This is a genomic window from Variovorax sp. GW821-FHT10C12 (assembly GCF_059415405.1).
The window spans coordinates 809473-825844 of the sequence record NZ_JBWKNE010000001.1 but is presented as its reverse complement, the minus strand read 5'-3'; the positions used below and the strand labels follow the sequence as shown (position 1 = coordinate 825844).

6 protein-coding genes are annotated in these 16372 nt (G+C 68.5%); 3 read left to right on the top strand and 3 right to left on the bottom strand.

The window, feature by feature from the left end; translation table 11 throughout:
- Positions 1–117 precede the first annotated feature (117 nt).
- The 3 genes from AC07OH_RS03980 to AC07OH_RS03970 all read left to right on the top strand — a co-directional run bounded on the left by AC07OH_RS03980 (position 118) and on the right by AC07OH_RS03970 (position 2707).
- Positions 118–939 carry a ferritin-like domain-containing protein gene (locus AC07OH_RS03980; RefSeq protein ID WP_495299691.1) on the top strand — a complete coding sequence of 274 codons (822 nt, stop codon included), beginning with the start codon at positions 118–120 and terminating at the stop codon, positions 937–939.
- Positions 940–1672: 733 nt separating this feature from the next.
- Entirely contained in the window at positions 1673–1909 is a 237-nt protein-coding gene (locus AC07OH_RS03975) for a hypothetical protein (protein WP_492678465.1), read from the top strand.
- A gap of 3 nt (positions 1910–1912) precedes the next feature.
- Complete coding sequence (locus AC07OH_RS03970; protein WP_495299690.1) at positions 1913–2707, top strand: winged helix-turn-helix domain-containing protein; 795 nt, start codon at positions 1913–1915, stop codon at positions 2705–2707.
- Positions 2708–2746: 39 nt separating this feature from the next.
- Here AC07OH_RS03970 and AC07OH_RS03965 read toward each other — a convergent pair whose 3' ends face one another.
- The 3 genes from AC07OH_RS03965 to AC07OH_RS03955 are packed head-to-tail and all read right to left on the bottom strand — an operon-like array spanning position 2747 to position 16298.
- Positions 2747–3184, bottom strand: coding sequence for a hypothetical protein (locus AC07OH_RS03965; RefSeq protein ID WP_099796569.1), 438 nt, complete (start codon positions 3182–3184; stop codon positions 2747–2749).
- A gap of 2 nt (positions 3185–3186) precedes the next feature.
- A complete protein-coding gene (locus AC07OH_RS03960) occupies positions 3187–4047 on the bottom strand; it encodes an OmpA family protein (protein WP_495299689.1) in 861 nt (286 codons plus the stop codon).
- A gap of 26 nt (positions 4048–4073) precedes the next feature.
- Complete coding sequence (locus AC07OH_RS03955; protein ID WP_495299688.1) at positions 4074–16298, bottom strand: ESPR-type extended signal peptide-containing protein; 12225 nt, start codon at positions 16296–16298, stop codon at positions 4074–4076.
- Positions 16299–16372: the final 74 nt, after the last annotated feature.

Below are 16372 nucleotides of genomic sequence, written 5' to 3'. Positions count from 1 at the left end.
GCGCACGCGCGATCCGCAAGCCGGGGCTAATATGGACGGCTGAAGCGGTGCGCGCCCTCCCCGGCTGCAGCCTGTTTCTTCCCTGTTTTCATCGGCAACATGAATCAAGGAGCACGCATGGCGGGTCAGGCCTCGGAACACTGGAAGATCGAAGACCTCGATTTCTCCCGCATCGCACGCGAGCAGGTGCGCTCGGACGAAAACCTCTTCTACCTGGTGGCGTCGGCCTCCTTCATCGAGAGCGGCTCCGACCTGTACACGCAGAACCTGGTCGACTTCTTCCGCGGCGACGACGAGGTCACCGAGTGGCTGTCGAACCACTGGGAGCAGGAAGAGCTGCAACACGGTCAGGCCCTGCGCGCCTACGTGCGCCATGTGTGGCCCGAGTTCGACTGGGACACCGCCTATCGCGGCTTCCTGGCGGAATACGCCACCTACTGCAAGGTCGAGCTGCTGGCCCCGACCCGTGCCCTGGAAATGACCGCCCGCTGCGTGGTCGAGACCGGCACCGCCACCTACTACCGCGCCATGGCCCGCAGCACCACCGAGCCGGTGCTGCGCGACCTGGCCACGCGCATCGCGACCGACGAGGTCAACCACTACAAGCACTTCTACCGGTTCTTCCGCCGCTACCGCGCACAGGAGCGGCTGAACCGCTTCCGCGTGATGGGCACCATCGGCCGGCGCACGCTGGAGCTGAAAAGCGAGGACGCCGACTGCGCCGTCCGCCACGTGCTGCAGGCCCGCGCCCCGCACCGGGCCGGCGACGCGGCCTACGTGCAGCAGCTCAGCGCGCGCATGAACAGCACCATCCGCAACAACCTGAGCCCCGGCGCCACGCTGAAGATGCTGATGCGCCCGCTGGAGCTGCCGGCCCGGGTGCAGACGGTGATCCAGTACCCGATCCGGCAGTTCATGGAGCACGTCTTCCTGCGCTGACGAGCCGAAACCACCCCAAAACGGGCAAAAAAAACCCAGCACGATGCTGGGCTGAATCTCTGGATTGCTGTCACGCACAGAGAACCCGCACTTGAAGCGAGTCCGCAAAATTTAGGGCCCGGGCCGCCCCCGGCTTGTCGGACAACACCGACAGTTCTGCACGATCGTTCGGACCGAGGGTATCCCCGGAAGCTCGAAAAAGTGCCAAATTCTTCACACTTTTTAACTTGTCCTACGGTTACGACATTTTTCCGCTGACAGGCCGCAGGCCCTTCGTCACCGAGGATGAGCTTGCTGTCACGCAACAGGGCCGCAGAAGAAGAGCTCTCTGTTTGCCTTAGAGCGCGCCCCTTCGGGGGCCCCTCGAAATACCCGCCCCGGCGGGTATTTTTTTGTCCGCCGCGCCCCCTCCAGGGGCCCTACCACATCGAAATGACGCGTTTTCCCAATCCGATGGGGACAACGTTGTGGAAAACCGTGTGTGCAGCGCGCGAAACCGTTGCCTGGCGGGGCCTGCAACGCAGTGCCTGCGAAACAGGCAGCGGGCGGAAAAAATCCGGAAAAATATTTTTCCGGGCTGTTTCCCACCGCCCCAAGCCACCCGCCTGCCGCCCGTCGCCGACGCGAACCGCGCTGAAAGAATTCATCAGACTCCTCCCTCGAAGCCGCCACTAGCATCGAAGGACCCGGGCGGCCAGCCTGCGCTGCGCCGGGGAAAAGGGAGCAAAACATCGTGAAGTGGATCGTGGCTGGCTTTGTGGCACTGGTGTTCGCCGTGCTGTCGTTCAACGCATTCATTGCCAACGACCTGAGCCGCCAGTCCAGCGGCAACCGGCTCATCGCCATGCTGACCGACCTGTACAGCGGGCTGCTGGGCAGCATCGGCGCCGTTCCGACGGGCATCCTGTTCGCGGTGTGCGCCGTGGGCACCGTCGTCCTGGCGGCCCGGGACGGCAAGAAGGCGTCCTGAGCCATGCCGCTCACCACGCGCGTGGCCTTGCTCGACGAACAGGGCGTGACCGGCGGGCAGCTGCTGCACAACCTGCCCCTCCTGGGCTACGACGCCTTCCAGTTCTCGAGCCTGGCCGACTTCTTTGCGTCGCTGGACAGCGGCCGACAGGTCGATCTGCTGCTCGTGGTGGTCGACAACGAACTGGCCTCCCGCAGCCTCTTTGCCGCCTGCCGGGCGCTGAACATCCAGACGCTGCTCATCGTGCGCGACAAGCGGTGGGAGCAGCTCCTGCCCTGGCGCGACGCGCCGGTCTGGGACGACTTCATCGAGCTGCACGGCGCCGGCATCGACGACGCCATGAACGAGCTGGCCTGGCGCATGCGCACCCTGCTGCTGCGCGCCCGGCATGCCGCACAGACCGCCAGCCTCGGCCCACCGACCTGGGGTCCCTACCGCTTTCTCGACATGGCCCACACCGTGCTGCTGCGCGACCGGCGCATCCGCCTGCAGCCGCGCCAGTACGCCTTCGCCGTCACCCTGTTTCGCAATGCCGGGCAGGTGATCACGCGCGACTGGCTGTGGCAGTCGATCTGGGACAAGACCACGCCCTATGAAGGCACGCGCGTGCTCGATGTGTGCGCGGCCAACATCCGCAAGCGCCTGGACCTGTGCGCCGAGAACGGGTACGAGCTGCGCGCGGTCTACAAGCAGGGCTACCGGCTGGTGCCGGTGTGGCCCGTGTCCAAACCCGTCAAGGAGAGGGAGTTCACGCGACGAGGCCGGCCACGCCATGCCGCCCTTGCCGTGAATTTCTGACAGGCCCGGCCCTGCATCGGGCCGGGCCCCGGGCACGCGTCAGGCGTCCGCCCCCACGCGAATCAGCCGCGCCGGCTTCAGCCGGCCGTCGAGCGACCCCAGCCAGACGCCCAGATCCTCGTTCGACACGGGCGTCAGCAGCAGCTCGAAAGAGCGCTGCGCGCGCACCGCGACCGGCACCGCCTCCACGCTCGGCAGCTCCGAGCGGTGCGTGAGGTACAGCAGCGGCAGCATCCAGTCGGCCGCCTGGTGCATGGCGGGCACGCGCGCCACCGTCTTCTGCGCGTCGGCGTGCAGCCCGACGATCACCCCGTCGAAACGCTGGCCCACCTCCAGCGCCTGGATCAGGTCGGCGATGCGCACGAACGGGATGAAGTCGGCCCCCAATGCAGTCAGCGAGTTGCCGGTGCAGGCGCGCTGCAGGGCGTCGGAATCGACCAGCGCGATCCGGTATCCCGAAGGAGCGGGCGCGTTCATCGTCACTGCTCCCCTGCGATGTCGAGCTCGACCCGTCGGTTGGGCTGCAGGCATTGCAGCAGCGCCGGCGTGCGTTGGGTGCCTTCGCAATCGGACACCACCGGCTGGCGCTTGCCCATGCCCGCGGTGCGAATGAGCTTGCGGTCCAGGCCCTGCTGCACCAGCAGGTCGCGCACGGTGTTGGCACGCTCCAGCGACAGCGCCTCGTTGTAGGCGTCGCCGCCCAGCCGGTCGGTGTGGCCCGTCACCACGATGTAGTGCAGCGACCGGAAGTTGTTGCGCAGCTCGCCGGCCAGGTGCTCCAGCCGCGCGCGCCCTGCGGGCTGCAGGTCGGTGAGCGAGGCGCCGTCGAAGCGGAACAGCCCGTCGGCGCTGAGCGTGACCTTCTGCGGCGGTGCCAGCTTCGTGCTGGCCGGGATCGGCGTGGCCAGCGGCGGTTGCGCGAGCAAGGCGCAGTCGGGGTTCTTCCACCAGCCGCCGGTCATCAGCTCGTTGCCGTTGAAACGCACCATGTACTGGCAGGTGGTGTAGTCACTGCCCTTGCCCGTGTAGAAGTGGAAGATGTAGTTCCACTCGCGCACGCCCCACAGCCCTTCGCTGAAGTGCGGCCAGCCCAGCAGCTCGCGCAGCTGGTCCTTGCCCATGCCGGGACGCACGCGCTGGAACTTGTCGACGCCGGGGAAGGCGCCCTGCTTCCACTTGGCGCTGCCCAGGTCGGGAAACTCCTCGGGCTTGGGCGGCGCCGGCTTCTCGGCCGCGGCGCGCGCCTGCGCGTCCTTGTCGATGGCGGCGCCGGGCGAGGCGCAGCCTTGAAGGGCCGCAAGCACCGCCGCCAGGGCGACGGCGGACAGGGTTCGATTCATCTGCTTCATTCTTTTTCTCTCCCGCTTCAATTGAAGACCCACTCGGCGCCGACCGTGGCCGCCGCCCCGGCGCGGCTCATGCCCACGCCGCCGGTCATGCTCCAGCCGTTGTTCTCGGCCGTGCGACGGAAGCTGATGCCCACCGCGCTCTCGCCCTTGAAGGTGCCGTAACCCACACGCATCACCGTCTTGCCCGGCACCGAGGTGCCCGGCATCTGCACGGCCATGGCGGCGGCCACGCCGGCATACGCGTTCTTCGCCACATTGCGGATCTCGCCGCCCAGCGCGTTGGCACGCGCATCGGTGTAGGCCATGTTGGCCGCGCCGGCCTGGTTGAGCTGCTGCACGTTGACCGCGTCGGTCGGTGCCACGCCCGGTGCCACGTTCTGCACCGTCACCGGGCCGGTGGAGGCGCCGTTGCCCATGGTCACGCTGTTGTAGTTGACGCTGCCGTCCACGTTCGTGTCGTAGCGCACCGCGCTTTGCTGCACGGCCTGCAGCTGGCGCACGTTCACCGCGTCGGTGGCCTGCGTGCCGCCGGCCACATTGGTGATCTGGCGTTCGTTGCCGGCCGAACCGACCGACACCGCGCCCTGCGCCGACTGCACGACGGTGTTCGAGAACATCTCGCGCTGGCCGTTCATGCCGGCGCGGTTGGCCACCGCGCCGTCGCCCAGCGCCACGCTGTTGGCCGCGCTGGCCGTGCTGTTGGCGCCCAGCGCGATGCTGCCGGCCGCCTTGGCCTGCGCGCCGTTGCCGGTGGCGATGGCGTTGTTGCCCAGCGCGACCGCGTTCGGCCCGATGGCCACGCTCTCGGCGCCGGCGGCGTTCGAGTCCGCCGCCTTCGAGTTGGCGTGGAAGTACTTGATGCCGCCGCCACCGGTGGTCATGTTGTTGATCGCCTGGTTCGTCGCGTACAGCTGGCTGCCGTTCACCGCGTCGGTGCTGGTGGCGCTGATCTCGCCGGCCGCGACGTTGGTGATCTGGCGCTCCGCGTCCTTCGAGCCGACGCTGACCACGCCCACCGGCTTGGTGCCGGCGAACTGATAGGTCGTGCCCTGGAGCGTGACCTCCTTGGTGGGCTTGGCCTCCGCCGTGGTCGAGTCGTTGCCCAGCGCGACGCTGTTCTTCGTGGTGACCACGGCGCCCGTTCCGATGGCCACGCCCCGGTCGGCCTTGACCGCCGCGCCCGAGCCCACCGCCGTGCTGTCGGTGCCCGTGGACGTGGGCGCCACGTAGGTCGTCGGCGACCCGGTGATCCACTTGCTGCCCGCCGCCGCAGCCTGGCTGGCCACCGCCTGCAGCTGCGCCACGTTCACGGCGTCGCTCGGTGCGGAGCCGGCGGCCACGCCGGTGATCTGGCGGAACACGCCGTTGGCGACGTCGCCCACGCCCACCGCACCCGTCGTGCTGGTGGTGGCCGCGATGGCATCCGCTTGTGCCGCGGTCGCCTCTGGCGGCACATAGCCCTTCACGCCCGCTGCGCGGTCTGCCACCGAGCCTGCGCCCAGGGCCGCACCGCCGGCCGCGGCGGCCGTGCTGCCTGCGCCCACTGCCACACTCACATCGCCGACAGCGGCGCTCGCCGCGCCCATCGCGACGCTTGCCACGCCCGAGGCGTTCGAGGCCGCGCCCGCGGCCACGCTGCCGTTGCCCGCAGCCCGCGCCCAGGCGCCGAAGGCCGCGCTGTCGATGCCGTCGGCCGTCGAGAAGTAACCCACCGCCGTGCTGCGGTCGCCCATCGCCCAGGCGGCATTGCCGATCGACGTGGCGCTGACGCCCGCGGCCTGCGCCGCCGTGCCCATCGCCACCGCGTTGACGGCCGTTGCCTGTGCGTCCTTGCCCGCAGCGATCGCGTCGGCGCCCGTGGCACCGTCGTTGTTCTCGTTGCCGCCACCGGTCGAGTTCACGCTGTAGTACTTGGTCTTGCTCTCGGCGACCGTGTCCTTGAGCTGGCTGACGTTCACCGCATCGGTGTTGGCCACGCCCGGCGCGACATTCGTGATCACCTTGCCACCCGCGTCGACCCCCGCCGTGGTCACGCTCGGACCGCCGACGATGGTCAGGCCGGTCGCACCGAGGGTGACGTTCGGGCCGACGGTCACGCCGGCGTTGTTCATCACCGTGTCGCCGGTGGTCACGCTGTCGAACTTCACGTCCTTGGCGGTCGCCACGGTCAGCGTGTTGCCGTTGCGGGTGACGACCATGTTGTCGCCGTTGGCGAAGTTGGCCGTGCCGCCCGGTGCGATGTTCTGCGGCGTTGCCTCGCCGTTCGCGCTCAGGTTCCAGCCCTTGCTGGCCGTGGCGTCGACCAGCTTGAGCTGCTCTTCGGTGGCCGCGCGGCCCACGGTCGCGAAGCTCGGGTCGGTCAGCGTCTTGTTGCTCAGGCCCTGGATGTCGTTGCTGACACCGCTGAGCTTGACGGTGCCGCTGGTCACGCCACCAGCCGCGACGGCCGTGGTGGTCGTGCCGTTGTTCACCGTCAGGCCCGTGGTGTTCAGCACGCTCTGGCCCACGGTCACGCTGTTGTTGACCTTCACGTCGTCGGCGAGCTTGAAGTCCAGGTTCGTGCCCGTGCGCGTGATCGCGATGTTGCTGTCCGAGTTGCTGAAGTCGACCTTGCCGCCCGGTGCGACGTTGCCGCCCGTGGCTTCGCCGTTGGCTGCGACATTCCAGCCTGCGCTGGCGGTGTCGTTGACCTGCTTCAGCTGCTCTTCCGTCGCAGCGCGGCCCACGGTCGCGAAGCTCGGGTCGGTCAGCGTCTTGTTGCTCAGACCCTGGATGTCATTGCTGACGCCGCTGAGCTTGACGGTGCCGCTGGTGACGCCGCCGGCGGCAACGGCCGTGGTGGTCGTGCCGTCGTTCACGGTCAGGCCCGTGGTGTTGAGCACACTCTGGCCCACTGTCACGCTGTTGTTGACCTTCACGTCGTTGGCCAGCTTGAAGTCCAGGTTCGTGCCGGTGCGCGTGATCGCGATGTTGCTGTCGGAGTTGCTGAAGTCGACCTTGGCACCCGGTGCAACATTGCCACCTGTGGCTTCGCCGTTGGCTGCGACATTCCAACCCGCGCTGGCGGTGTCGTTGACGATCTTGAGCTGCTCTTCCGTGGCCCCACGGCCCACCGTCGCGAAGCTCGGATCGGTCAGCGTCTTGTTGCTCAGGCCCTGGATGTCATTGCTGACGCCGCTCAGGTTGACCGTTCCGCTGGTCACGCCGCCGGCGGCGACCGCCGTGGTCGTCGTGCCGTTGTTGACCGTCAGACCCGTGGTGTTGAGCACGCTCTGGCCTACGGTCACGCTGTTGTTGACCTTCACATCGTCAGCCAGCTTGAAGTCGAGGTTCGTACCGGTGCGGGTGATCGCGATGTTGCTGTCGGAGTTGCTGAAGTCGACTTTGCCGCCTGGCGCGACATTGCCGCCCGTGGCTTCGCCGTTGGCCGCGACATTCCAGCCTGCGCTGGCGGTGTCGTTGACCTTCTTCAGCTGCTCTTCAGTGGCTGCACGCCCCACCGTCGCGAAGCTCGGATCGGTCAACGTCGTGTTGCTGAGGCCCTTGATGTCGTTGGTGACACCGCTGAGGTTCACGCTGCCGCTGGTCACGCCGCCTGCGGCCACCGCGGTGGTCGTGGTGCCGTTGTTGACCGTCAGTCCCGTGGTGTTGAGCACGCTCTGCCCCACCGTCACGCTGTTGTTGACCTTGACGTCGTCAGCCAGCTTGAAGTCGAGATTCGTGCCCGTGCGCGTGATCGCGATGTTGCTGTCCGAATTGCTGAAGTCGACCTTGCCGCCCGGTGCGACATTGCCGCCCGTGGCTTCGCCGTTGGCCGCGACATTCCAGCCCGCGCCGGCGGTGTCGTTGACCTTCTTCAGTTGCTCTTCGGTGGCCGCACGCCCCACCGTCGCAAAGCTCGGGTCGGTCAACGTCGTGTTGCTGAGACCCTGGATGTCGTTGGTGACACCGCTGAGGTTCACGCTGCCGCTGGTCACGCCGCCTGCAGCCACCGCGGTGGTCGTGGTGCCGTTGTTGACCGTCAGGCCGGTGGTGTTCAGCACGCTCTGGCCCACGGTCACGCTGTTGTTGACCTTCACATCGTCAGCGAGCTTGAAGTCGAGATTCGTGCCCGTGCGCGTGATCGCGATGTTGCTGTCCGAGTTGCTGAAGTCGACCTTTCCGCCCGGTGCGACATTGCCGCCCGTGGCTTCGCCGTTGGCCGCCACGTTCCAGCCTGCGCTGGCCGTGTCGTTGACGATCTTGAGCTGCTCTTCAGTCGCTGCACGGCCCACCGTCGCGAAGCTCGGATCGGTCAACGTCTTGTTGCTCAGGCCCTGGATGTCGTTCGTCACGCCACTCAGGTTGACCGTTCCGCTGGTCACGCCGCCGGCAGCCATCGCTGTAGTGGTCGTGCCGTTGGTCACGGTCGTGCCCGTCGCCGACGTCGTCGTGACATTGCCCGCGCCGTCGTTCACGGTCAGGCCCGTGGTGTTCAGCACGCTCTGGCCCACGGTCACGCTGTTGTTGACCTTCACGTCGTCGGCGAGCTTGAAGTCCAGGTTCGTGCCCGTGCGCGTGATCGCGATGTTGCTGTCCGAGTTGCTGAAGTCGACCTTGCCGCCCGGTGCGACGTTGCCGCCCGTGGCTTCGCCGTTGGCTGCGACATTCCAGCCTGCGCTGGCGGTGTCGTTGACCTGCTTCAGCTGCTCTTCCGTCGCAGCGCGGCCCACGGTCGCGAAGCTCGGGTCGGTCAGCGTCTTGTTGCTCAGACCCTGGATGTCATTGCTGACGCCGCTGAGCTTGACGGTGCCGCTGGTGACGCCGCCGGCGGCAACGGCCGTGGTGGTCGTGCCGTCGTTCACGGTCAGGCCCGTGGTGTTGAGCACACTCTGGCCCACTGTCACGCTGTTGTTGACCTTCACGTCGTTGGCCAGCTTGAAGTCCAGGTTCGTGCCGGTGCGCGTGATCGCGATGTTGCTGTCGGAGTTGCTGAAGTCGACCTTGGCACCCGGTGCAACATTGCCACCTGTGGCTTCGCCGTTGGCTGCGACATTCCAACCCGCGCTGGCGGTGTCGTTGACGATCTTGAGCTGCTCTTCCGTGGCCCCACGGCCCACCGTCGCGAAGCTCGGATCGGTCAGCGTCTTGTTGCTCAGGCCCTGGATGTCATTGCTGACGCCGCTCAGGTTGACCGTTCCGCTGGTCACGCCGCCGGCGGCGACCGCCGTGGTCGTCGTGCCGTTGTTGACCGTCAGACCCGTGGTGTTGAGCACGCTCTGGCCTACGGTCACGCTGTTGTTGACCTTCACATCGTCAGCCAGCTTGAAGTCGAGGTTCGTACCGCTTCGCGTGATCGTGACGTTGCTGTCCGAGTTGCTGAAGTCGACCTTGCCGCCCGGCGCCACGTTGCTGCCCGTGGCTTCGCCGTTCGCTGCCACGTTCCAGCCTGCGCTGGCCGTGTCATTGACGATCTTGAGCTGCTCTTCGGTCGCTGCGCGCCCCACCGTCGCAAAGCTCGGATCAGTCAGCGTCTTGTTGCTCAGGCCCTGGATGTCGTTGCTGACACCACTGAGATTCACGCTGCCGCTGGTCACGCCACCGGCCGCGACGACCGTGGTCGTCGTGCCGTTGGTCACCGTGGTGCCCGCTGCCGTCGTCTTCGTGACATTGCCCGCGCCGTCGTTCACCGTCAGGCCCGTGGTGTTGAGCACGCTCTGCCCCACCGTCACGCTGTTGTTGACCTTCACATCGTCAGCGAGCTTGAAGTCGAGATTGGTGCCGGTGCGCGTGATCGCGATGTTGCTGTCCGAATTGCTGAAGTCGACCTTGGCGCCCGGTGCGACATTGCCCCCCGTGGCTTCGCCGTTGGCCGCCACGTTCCATCCCGCGTTGGCGGTCGCATCGACGGCCTTGAGCTGGCTCACGTTCACCGCATCCGTATCGACCGCGCCGGCCGCCACGTTGGTGATGCGCCGCTCGGCACCCACGCCGCCTACCGACACTTCGCCCACCGGCGTCGCGCCGGCGACCGACGTGGCGCCCGGCGGCACATAGGCCGCGTTCGCGTTCAACGTCGTCAGGTCCGAGGCCGTGGTGCTGTTGGCACCCAGTGCCACCGCGTTCGCGTAGGTGGCGCTGGCATCGGTGCCGATGCTGACGCCGCTGTCGCCCGTGGCCTTGGCACGGTTGCCGATGGCGACGGTGTTGCTGGCGCTGATGCTCTCGCCCGCGTTCAAGCCGATCGCGACGTTGGCGCTGCCCTGGACCCCGCCGCCGGCAAGACCGCCCAGCGCCACGTTGAAGGCGCCGTTGGTGCCCTGCCCCGCGGAACTTCCGATGCCCACGTTGGAGAAACCGGTCGTGACCGCCCCGCCGTTCACGCCGATGCCGATGTTGGAATCCCCGGTGACGCGGGCGCCCGCGCTCGCCCCGAGCGCGGTGTTGGTCCCGCCCGTCACCGACACACCGGCACTGTTGCCGACGGCCGTGTTGTCCGCTCCCACGACCTGCCGGCCCGCGGCGTACCCGACGAAGGTGTTGTGCGAATTGCCAGCCGCCGTGCTGCCCGAGCCGGCCAAGTTGCCGACCGCCACGGTGCCCACGCCCGCGGCCACGGCATCCACGCCTGACGCGATCGCATTGATGCCGGTCGCGCCCTTGTTGTCGTAGTTACCGCCCTGCGTGCCGTTGTCGTTCACGCTGTAGTAATGCGTCTGCGCAGCGGTGAGCTGCGCCACGTTCACCGCATCGGTCTCGGCGGTGCCCGCTGCCACGCCGGTGATCTGCCGGGTGTCGGTGCCGTTGCCCACGCTGACCGCGCCCAGGGTGCTCTTCCAGGTCGGGGTGGAGGCCGTGCTGAACGTGCCGGTGCGCGGGTCGAAGCCGGGCTCGCCGGCGGCCCTGTCGGCCACCGACTTGCTGCCCAGCGCCACGCCGTCGGCCACGGTCACGCTGGTCGAATCGCCCAGCGCCGTGGCGTTGGCCACGTTCACGTTCACGTTGTTGCCCAGCACGAAGGTGTTGTTCGCCGCAGCACCCAGCGTGTTGTTGTTGCCCACGCTGTAGCTGTTGGCGCCGTCGATCACGCTCGGATCGCCGATGGCGCCGCTGTTGTCGCCGTTGACGGTGTTGCCGGTGCCGATGCTGATGCTGTTGGCGCCGGCGGCCTTGTTGCCGTGGCCCAAGGCCACGCTCTTGCTGCCGGAGGCCACGTTGCGCTGCCCCACGGCAGTGGCGGCATCTGCGGAGGCCGTGTTGACAAAGCCGAGCGCCAGGGAGCCGCGGCCCGTGCCGGACACCGTGTTGAAGGAGCCGAACGCTGCGCCGTCACCGCCCGTGTTGTCGACGTTGTTGAGGTAGCCCATGGCGCTGCTTTGCCCGGCAGACACCGAACTGCTTCCCACCGCGAGCGACCGTGCGCCCGTGACCTTGCTGCCTGCGCCCAGCGCTGTGGAGCCCGAGCCCGACGCGCTGACGAGCGCACCAGCTCCCAGCGCGGTCGCATTGCTGGTCAGCGCCGCGGCGCCGGTTCCGATGGCGACCGTATCCGCCTCTGGCGCGGACGCCTTCGAACCCATGGCGATGGCGCGTGCGCCTGCGGCGTTGCTGTTGCCGATGGCAATGGCGCTGTTTCCGCCGGCAGCGGCATTCACGCCGGCGGCCAGGCTGTCCACGCCGGTGGCGCCGTCGTTGTTGTAGTTCGAGCCCGCCGCCTGGTTCGCCGACTTGACGCTGTAGTAGTGCGTCTGCGCGCCCTTGAGCTGGCTCACGTTGACGGCATCGGTATCGTCCGAACCGGCCGCCACGTTGGTGACACGCCGCTCCTTGCCCGCACTGCCCACCGACACCTCGCCCACCGGCATGGCGCCGGCCACGGCCGTCGCGCCTGCCGGCACATAGGCGTTCTTGAGCGCCAATGCGGCCGCGTCCTGCGTCGCCTTCGAGTCCGCGCCGAGTGCGACACCGTTGGCCGCACTGGCCTGCGCCTGGCGGCCGATGGCAACGCCGTCGTTCTTGCTGGCCACGGCGCTGTTGCCGATGCTCACCGTGTTGTCGGCGGCGATGCCACTCAACGTTGCAGGATCGACCACGCCCGCCAGGGTGCCGATGGCGACGTTGCTGTTGCCCTTGGTGCCGGCGCCCGCCGCCGCGCCGATGCCGACGTTCGTATCGCCGACAACCGAGGCGCCCGACAGGTCGCCCATGGCGATGTTGTCGTTGCCGTTCACGGCCTGGCCCGCACTGCCGCCGATCGCGGTGTTGTAGGTGCCCTTGGTCCCGATGCCGCTGTAGACACCCATCGCGAGGTTGTAGTCGCCCTGAACGCCCTGGCCCGCCGCAATGCCGAACGCTGCGTTCGAGCTGCCGGCCACGTCCTTGCCCGCAGCGGAACCCACGGCGGTGTTGCTGGAACCCACGACACCGCCACCCGCTTCGGTGCCGATACCCACGTTGTTCTGGCCGGCCAGGCCGGCGCTGGCGCCCACGCCGGCCAGATAGCCGATGGACACGCTGCGCTCGCCGTTCGCCTGCGCGCCCACGCCCGCTGCCAGGGCATTGATGCCGGTGGCGCCGTCGTTGGCGTAGTTGCCGCCCTGCACGCCGTTGTCGTTCACGCTGTAGTAGTGCGTCTGCCCCGCCTTGAGCTGCGCCACGTTCACCGCATCGGTGGCTTGCGTGCCCGCTGCCACGTTCGTGATCTGGCGCGTCTGGCCATTGCCGCCCACGCTCACCGCACCCAGCGTGCTCTTCCACGTGGCCGAGGTGTCCGTCGAGGCCAGGCCCGTGGCCGGGTCGAAGCCCGCCACGCCCTTGTCCGTGCTCGCCACCGACTTGCTGCCCAGTGCCACGCCGTCGGCCACGGTCACGCTGGTCGAATCGCCCAGTGCTGTCGCGCTGGCCACGTTGACATTGACGTTGTTGCCCAGCACGAAGGTGTTGTTCGCCGCAGCGCCCAGCGTGTTGTTGTTGCCTACGCTGTAGCTGTTGGCGCCGTCGATCACGGTCGGGTCGCCGATGGCGCCGCTGTTGTTGCCGTTGACGACGTTGCCCGTGCCGATGCTGATCGACTGCGTGCCGTTGGCCTGGGCACCCTTGCCCATGGCAATGGAGGCTTCACCCTGCGCGAAAGCGCTGTCGCCCACGGCCACGCTGGACACACCGAACGCCTTGCTCGCCGTGCCGACGGCCACGGCGGCCTTGTCGCCGGCGACCGCCGACGAGCCCAGCGCCACGGCGTCGTCGCCGGTGGCGCGCGACAGGTGGCCGATGGCCGTCGTGCGGCTGGCGTCGATGCCGGCCACGCCGTTGCGCTGGAAGGCCTGGGTGACCGAGGTCTGCAGCTCGGCGGCGGTGACCAGCACGTTGCCGCTGCTGGCCTCGATGACGTTGCCGCTGGCGTCCAGGGTGTAGGTGCCGTCGGCCAGGCCGGCCTCGGTCACGCCGCGCTTGGCCAGAAAGCCCATGTACTCGGTCTGCGCCGCCAGGTTCGCCGCCTGCACGGCGGCCTGGGAGATCGGGGCATTCGGGTCCTGCGCGGCCAGCGCCAGGTTGGCGCTCGCCAGGGTGCCGAGCGCGATGTTGTTGCTGCCCTTGGACTGCAAGCCCGCCATCGTGCCCTGGTTGATGTTCTGGTCGCCCGTCACGAACTGGCCGGCGCGCTGGCCCACCGCGACGTTGCGGTTGCCGGCCGAGAGCCCGCCCGCGCCGTAGCCCATGCCGGCGTTCTCGTCGCCCTGCACGGACAGGCCCGCCTGGTTGCCGACGTAGGAATTGCGCGCGCCATTGCCGGCCACGCCCGAGCCGCTGCCGACGAAGGTGTTGAGCGAATTGCTGAAATCGTTGGGGTCGGCCTTGGCGGGGCGGCCCATGCCCGCGAACGTGCCGATCGCGACGGTGTCGTAGCCGGCCTCGGCGCGCGAACCCAGCGCCGTACCGCGTCCCTCGGCCTTGGCCGAGCCGCCCAGGGCGACGGAGTTGCCTTCGCTGGCGGTGGCATAGGTGCCGACCGCTACGGAACTCCAGTTCTCGGTCGGCCCGTTCAGGACGTCTGCCCCGCTGGCGACGGCCTGGAAGCCCATCGCGACGTCGCCTCGCTTCAAGGCCTGGGCGCCGACACCGGCGGCCATCGCGTTCTTGCCGCTGGCGCCATCGTTGTTGTAGTTGCCGCCTTGCTTGCCGTCATCGTTCACGCTGTAGTAGTGCGTGGTCGCCGCGGCCTGCGCAGCCTGAAGTTGCGCCACGTTCACTGCGTCGGTGGCTTGCGTGCCCGCCGCCACGTTTGTGATCTGGCGTGTCTGGCCATTGCCGCCCACGCTCACCGCGCCCAGCGTGCTCTTCCACGCGGCCGAGGTGTCCGTCGAGGCCAGGCCCGTGGCCGGGTCCAAGCCCGCCACGCCCTTGTCCGTGCTCGCCACCGACTTGCTGCCCAGTGCCACGCCGTCGGCCACCGTCACGCTGGTCGAATCGCCCAGCGCCGTGGCGTTGGCCACGTTGACGTTGACGTTGTTGCCCAGCACGAAGGTGTTGTTCGCCGCCGCACCCAGCGTGTTGTTGTTGCCCACGCTGTAGCTGTTGGCGCCGTCGATCACGGTCGGGTCGCCGATGGCGCCGCTGTTGTTGCCGTTGACGACGTTGCCCGTGCCGATGCTGATCGACTGAGTGCCCTTGGCCTGCGCGCCGCTGCCGAAGGCGATCGCCTTGGCGCCGCTGGCGGTGCTGTCGCCGATGGCCACGCTGTCCGTGCCGCTGGCCAGGCTGCCGTAGCCCAACGCGGTGGCGCGCGCAGCCGTGGCCTGGGCGGCGTCTGCGGCACTTGCCGCAGCACCCACCGCCGTTGCATTGACGGCCGTGGCCTGTGTGTTGGCGCCGATGGTCGTGGCGAAGGTGCCCTGCGCCAGCGCGCCGCGTCCTGCCGCGATGGTGTCGGTGCCGTTGGTCGTGCTGTCGCCCAGCGCAATGCTGTCGGCGCTGTTGGTCATGGCGCCGTAGCCCAGCGCCACGCTGCGAGCGCCTTCGGCACGGGCGGCGCCCGCGACACCGTTGGCGCCTTGCGTCGCGTCGCCGCCGATGGCCACGGCGTTGGCGCCGCCGGCGATGGTCCCTTGACCGATGCCGATGGCCGAGTCGGCCTGCACCACGCTGTTGGTACCGATGGCCACGCTGTGGTTGCGCGCGGTTCCGCTGTTGCCCGCATCCGCACCGATGGAAATATTGCCCTCGCCCGTGAGGCCTCGCCCCGAACTGCGACCGATGGCGACGTTCGTGGCACCGGTCACGGAATAGCCGGCTGCGTGACCGATGGCGACACTGCTCTCGCCCGTGGCAGAGGTGCCGGCCCCAGGGCCGACCGCCGTTGCGTAGGCACCGCCGGCCTGCGCGCCCGAACCGACTGCCACACCGTATTCGCCGGTCACCTTCGCGGCATCGCCCACGGCGACGGCAAACGACGCCCCGTTGACAACAGCGCCATTGCCCATGGCGATGGCATTGCCCCCGATCGCCTGCGCCCCTTCGCCGATGGCGATGGCGCCCGGTCGGCCCGAGCCCGCGACGGCTTTGGCGCCGATGGCGATGGCGGCTTGCGCGTACTCCCCCGTGCTGGCGCCTGTGCCGATGGCGATGGCGTCCTTCGCGGCCGTTTGCCGTCCGGTATTGGCGCCCTGGCCGATGGCAATCGCGCCGTCCATGAGCGCCTGGGCGCCATTGCCCATCGCCACCGTATTGGCCGCCTGCGCCTTGGCATCGGGCCCGATCGCCACGCTGTTGGCGCCGATGGCGCCCGAGTTGGCTTGCGTCGAATTGCCGACCGCCGTGGAATTCACGTGCAGGTACGGTGTCTCGTCGACGCTCACCCAGCGCCCGCCCTTCCAGGTCACCAAGCCCTGCGTGAGGCCATTGGTGGTGGTGCCGGCGGTGGTGTTGAAGAGCATCATCCCGTCGGCCGGCACGCCGCCGGGCAGGCCCCAGGTGGTGGCATCGGTGAGCGCCACGCGCGGCATCATCACGCCGCGGGTGTACGAGTTGATGTCGAGGATGGCTCCCGGCACCGCGTCAGGACCCGGGTGCCCCGTGGGGACGGCTTCGTTGATCATCGTCTGCGACCAGCCCTGGCCACCGCTCAGCAGCGCCGCGCCCATCACCCCGGCCGTCACGGCCGCGCGCACCACGCTGCCGCGCTTGCCGCGCGCCCGGGTCGTTTCCGACGCAGCAACCCAGGCGCCCAGCGCCTCATTCCAGATGGACCGATAAGACTTGTTCATTTCCCCTGTTCCTCAAATGCAAGCCGGCCGCACCCCGCAGGATCGCGACATGGCGAGCGGAGATAACCGGAGAT

Bases quoted from the DNA above. Each gene is read 5' to 3' on its own strand.
- AC07OH_RS03955 (WP_495299688.1), bottom strand. From the start codon at position 16,298: ATGAACAAGTCTTATCGGTCCATCTGGAATGAGGCGCTGGGCGCCTGG.
- AC07OH_RS03980 (WP_495299691.1), top strand. From the start codon at position 118: ATGGCGGGTCAGGCCTCGGAACACTGGAAGATCGAAGACCTCGATTTC.
- AC07OH_RS03960 (WP_495299689.1), bottom strand. From the start codon at position 4,047: ATGAATCGAACCCTGTCCGCCGTCGCCCTGGCGGCGGTGCTTGCGGCC.
- AC07OH_RS03970 (WP_495299690.1), top strand. From the start codon at position 1,913: ATGCCGCTCACCACGCGCGTGGCCTTGCTCGACGAACAGGGCGTGACC.
- AC07OH_RS03965 (WP_099796569.1), bottom strand. From the start codon at position 3,184: ATGAACGCGCCCGCTCCTTCGGGATACCGGATCGCGCTGGTCGATTCC.